This window comes from Luteimonas deserti (assembly GCF_013425765.1).
GTDB lineage: Bacteria > Pseudomonadota > Gammaproteobacteria > Xanthomonadales > Xanthomonadaceae > Luteimonas > Luteimonas deserti.
In genome coordinates, this window is record NZ_JACCJZ010000012.1 from 1 (window position 1) to 4,852 (window position 4,852).

Here is a 4,852-nt window from a genome sequence, read left to right on the forward strand (position 1 = left end):
CACGGTCTCGGTGGGCAGTGCGGGCAACGAGCGCCAGATCACCAACGTGGCCGCGGGCACGGCGGGCACCGATGCGGTGAATGTCGACCAGCTGGCCGAGGCGACGCAGTACGCCCGTTACTTCGCCGCGTCCGGCAGCGAGGACAGCGACAACGCGGCCTATGTCGAAGGCGACTACGCGACGGCGGCGGGCGAATCGGCTTCGGCGGTCGGGCAGGGGGCCACGGCCCTGGGCAGCGGCGCACAGGCCTTCGGCCAGGACGCGACCGCGGTCGGCTTCAATGCCACCGCCCTCGCCGACGACGCGCTCGCACTCGGCGCCTACAGCGAGGCGAGTGGCGAACAGAGCACGGCGGTCGGCCAGCGGGCGAATGCGTCCGCCCTCGGCGCATCCGCGATCGGCAATGCCGCCCAGGCCTCGGGGCCCTACGCGACGGCGGTGGGCACCGAAGCGGACGCATCGGGCCAGCAGGCCCTGGCGACGGGGTTCCGCTCGATCGCCTCCGGCGACGGCGCGACCGCCACCGGCAGCTACGCCGAAGCGACCGGCTTCCTGGCGAGCGCGCTCGGCTACGGCGCCGAGGCCACGGCCGACCGCGCGACGGCCGTGGGTGTCGCGGCGGTCGCCAGCGGTCTGAACTCGACGGCCGTGGGCAATACCGCGACGGCCAGCGGCGCCACCAGCCTGGCGGCGGGCACCACGTCGCGCGCCACCGGTCTCAACAGCACGGCGCTCGGCGGCTCCGCCTGGGCAACGGCGGACAACACCACGTCGGTGGGCCAGTTCGCGTGGGCGACGGCGGTGGGGACGACGGCCGTGGGACGCGATTCCTACGCCTATGCGCAGAACGCGACCGCGCTGGGTCTGAACGCCTGGGCCAACGGCGTGAACAGCGTGGCGCTGGGCGCGGGCGCCCGTGCGCCGGAGGCCAACGTGGTCTCGATCGGCAACGGCACGGGCGCAGGCGGCTATCCGGCCACGCGCCGGATCACCAATCTCGCTGCCGGCGTCAACGCGACCGATGCGGTCAACTTGGCCCAGCTGCAGGCCGTGGCCGACATCGCCGGCGAAACCAGCCGGTATTTCCAGGCCAGCGGCGATGGCGAGGCGGCCGTGACCGGCGAGGAGGCGGTCGCGGCAGGAGCGGGCGCGGCGGCGGACGGCGACTACAGCACGGCCGTCGGCTCGGCGGCGCAGGCGCTCGAACAGGGCGCATCCGCATTCGGTAGCGGCGCGTTCGCGTTTGGTGAGAACGCCACCGCGCTCGGCTTCGACTCGGTCGCCTCGGCCGCCAATGCACTGGCCGCGGGCGCGCTCGCGGAAGCCAGTGGCGAGTACGCGACCGCGATCGGCGCAGAGAGCCTGGCCAGCGGCGAGCTGTCGACGGCCACCGGCGCGGCGGCGATCGCCAGGGGCGATGGCTCGGTCGCGAGCGGTGCGCTGGCAGAGGCCAGCGGCATCGAAGCGACCGCAGTGGGGTTCTATGCTGAGGCCTCGGGTGACAGTGCCACCGCCGTCGGCGCCGAGAGTGTCGCCAGCGGCGACGAGTCCGCAGCATTCGGCTTCCGGGCCGAGGCCAGCGGCACCTATGCGACGGCGGTCGGCGGCGATGCCGCGGCGACCGGATTCAACAGCTCCGCATTCGGCAACGCCAGCACGGCCTCGGGTGCGAGCAGCGTCGCGCTGGGCTCCGACAGCACGGCCGCCGGCAGCTACAGCACGGCCGTGGGTCAGGCCGCGACGGCGACCGGCATCAACAGCGTGGCGGTGGGCGGCGCGCTTGCCGGGCTCATCCCGACTGAAGCGTCGGGCAACTATTCCACCGCGGTGGGCGGCGCGGCCTGGGCCGCAGGCACCAACAGCACGGCGCTGGGCAACTTCGCCGAGGCGGTGGCGGACAACAGCGTGGCCCTCGGTGCGGACTCGGTGGCCGACCGCGCCGACAGCGTTTCGGTGGGCAGCGCCGGCAACGAGCGCCAGATCACCAACGTCGCCGCGGGCACCGAGGCGAGCGATGCGGTGAATGTCGGTCAGCTCGAGGCGGCGACGGCGGACACGCGCTATTTCCGCGCCACCGGCGAAGGCGAGGCCTACGCGCAGGGCGAGGACGCCACGGCGGCCGGCTCCGATGCGAGTGCGGACGGCGACTACGCGACCGCACTGGGCGCGTCCAGCGACGCCTTCGGCGAGGGCGCGACGGCCGTGGGCAGCGGGGCCTTCGCACAGGGTGGGCAGACCACGGCCTTGGGCTTCAATGCCGTGGCCGATGCGGAAGGCGCTGCGGCGCTCGGCGCGTACGCACAGGCGTCCGGGAGCTATGCGACCGCACTGGGCAATGCGGCCTCGGCCGGCGGGCAGCAGTCCACCGCGCTGGGTTACAGCAGCGTGGCATCGGGCCAGGCGTCGATCGCGGCCGGCGGATTTGCAGATGCGAGCGGCGCGTTCGCGTCCGCCTACGGCTACGGCGCCAATGCCGGCGGCGCGGCCAGTACCGCGCTCGGTTCGGGCAGCATCGCCAGCGGCGTCAACAGCGTGGCGGTGGGTGGCGCCACCGCGTTCGGTACCGAGGCGAGCGGTGACTACTCGACCGCCGTCGGCGGCGAGGCCTGGGCGGATGGCTTCAACAGCACCGCGGTCGGCAACGCGAGCAGTGCGACGGGTGCCAGCAGCGTGGCGCTCGGCGCCGACAGCCGCGCGACGGGCGCCAATGCGACCGCGCTGGGCGAAACGGCCTGGGCCACGGCCGCCAATACGACCGCAGCCGGCCAGTTCGCGTGGGCGACCGCCGCCGGTGCATCGGCGTTCGGCCGGGATTCCTTCGCCAGCGGCGTCAATTCGACCGCGATCGGTCTCGGCGCCTTCGCATCCGCGGCCAACAGCGTGGCGCTGGGCGCCGACGCGTTCGCCAACCGGGCCGACAGCGTCTCGGTGGGCAGCGCCGGCAACGAGCGCCAGATCACCAACGTCGCCGCGGGCACGCAGGCGACGGATGCGGTCAACCTCGGACAGCTGGAGGAGGCCACCGCGTCGAACCGGTACTTCCGTGCCAGCGGCGAGGGCGAGGCGTTCGCGCTCGGTGACGACGCCACGGCCGCCGGGTCGGATGCCTACGCGGAAGGCGACTACAGCACTGCGCTGGGCGCGAGCAGCAGCGCACTGGCACAGGGCGCCACTGCCGTGGGCAGCGGCGCGCTGGCCCAGGCGCAGAACGCCACCGCCGTGGGCTTCAACGCCGTTGCGTTCGGCCAGAACAGCGCGGCCTTCGGTGCCGGCGCGCAGGCCGACGGTGCGGCCAGCGTCGCGATCGGCGGCAATGCGGTCGACGAGGACGGCAACCCGCTTCTGACCCTGGGCGGGGTGCCGCTCGAAACCTCGGCCACCAGTGCAGGCGTCGCGGGCACGGCGGTCGGCGCGAGCGCCGATGCGTCCGGCTTCGCCGGGTCGGCCTTCGGCGTGGGCGCCACGGCGTCGGGCGAAGTGTCGTCCGCGTTCGGCGCGGTCTCGACCGCAGCCGGGACGGCGTCGACCGCGATGGGCTATGCGGCGTCGGCGACGGCGGCGGACTCCACGGCCATCGGTTCGTACTCCGTGGCCAGCGGTCTCAACAGTGTCGCGGTCGGCGGCGGCGCCGGCTTCTTCAACCTCTTCCCGACCGAAGCCTCCGGTGACTATTCCACCGCGATCGGCGGCGCGGCCTGGGCCAGCGGCTTCAACAGCACCGCGCTCGGCAATTTCTCCACTGCATCGGGCGACGATTCGCTGGCCCTGGGCTCCGATGCCGTGGCCTCGGGCGATGGCAGTGTTGCACTGGGCCAGGGGTCGCAGGCCACCCGCGACAACACGGTCTCGGTGGGCAGTGCGGGCAACGAGCGCCAGATCACCAACGTGGCCGCGGGCACGGCGGGCACCGATGCGGTGAATGTCGACCAGCTGGCCGAGGCGACGCAGTACGCCCGTTACTTCGCCGCGTCCGGCAGCGAGGACAGCGACAACGCGGCCTATGTCGAAGGCGACTACGCGACGGCGGCGGGCGAATCGGCTTCGGCGGTCGGGCAGGGGGCCACGGCCCTGGGCAGCGGCGCACAGGCCTTCGGCCAGGACGCGACCGCGGTCGGCTTCAATGCCACCGCCCTCGCCGACGACGCGCTCGCACTCGGCGCCTACAGCGAGGCGAGTGGCGAACAGAGCACGGCGGTCGGCCAGCGGGCGAATGCGTCCGCCCTCGGCGCATCCGCGATCGGCAATGCCGCCCAGGCCTCGGGGCCCTACGCGACGGCGGTGGGCACCGAAGCGGACGCATCGGGCCAGCAGGCCCTGGCGACGGGGTTCCGCTCGATCGCCTCCGGCGACGGCGCGACCGCCACCGGCAGCTACGCCGAAGCGACCGGCTTCCTGGCGAGCGCGCTCGGCTACGGCGCCGAGGCCACGGCCGACCGCGCGACGGCCGTGGGTGTCGCGGCGGTCGCCAGCGGTCTGAACTCGACGGCCGTGGGCAATACCGCGACGGCCAGCGGCGCCACCAGCCTGGCGGCGGGCACCACGTCGCGCGCCACCGGTCTCAACAGCACGGCGCTCGGCGGCTCCGCCTGGGCAACGGCGGACAACACCACGTCGGTGGGCCAGTTCGCGTGGGCGACGGCGGTGGGGACGACGGCCGTGGGACGCGATTCCTACGCCTATGCGCAGAACGCGACCGCGCTGGGTCTGAACGCCTGGGCCAACGGCGTGAACAGCGTGGCGCTGGGCGCGGGCGCCCGTGCGCCGGAGGCCAACGTGGTCTCGATCGGCAACGGCACGGGCGCAGGCGGCTATCCGGCCACGCGCCGGATCACCAATCTCGCTGCCGGCGTC

General features: G+C 73.9%; 1 pseudogene. It reads left to right on the top strand.

Annotation, left to right across the window (positions count from 1 at the left end):
• Positions 1-4,852, top strand: a pseudogene (locus tag H0E82_RS05325) (ESPR-type extended signal peptide-containing protein); the annotation flags it as partial.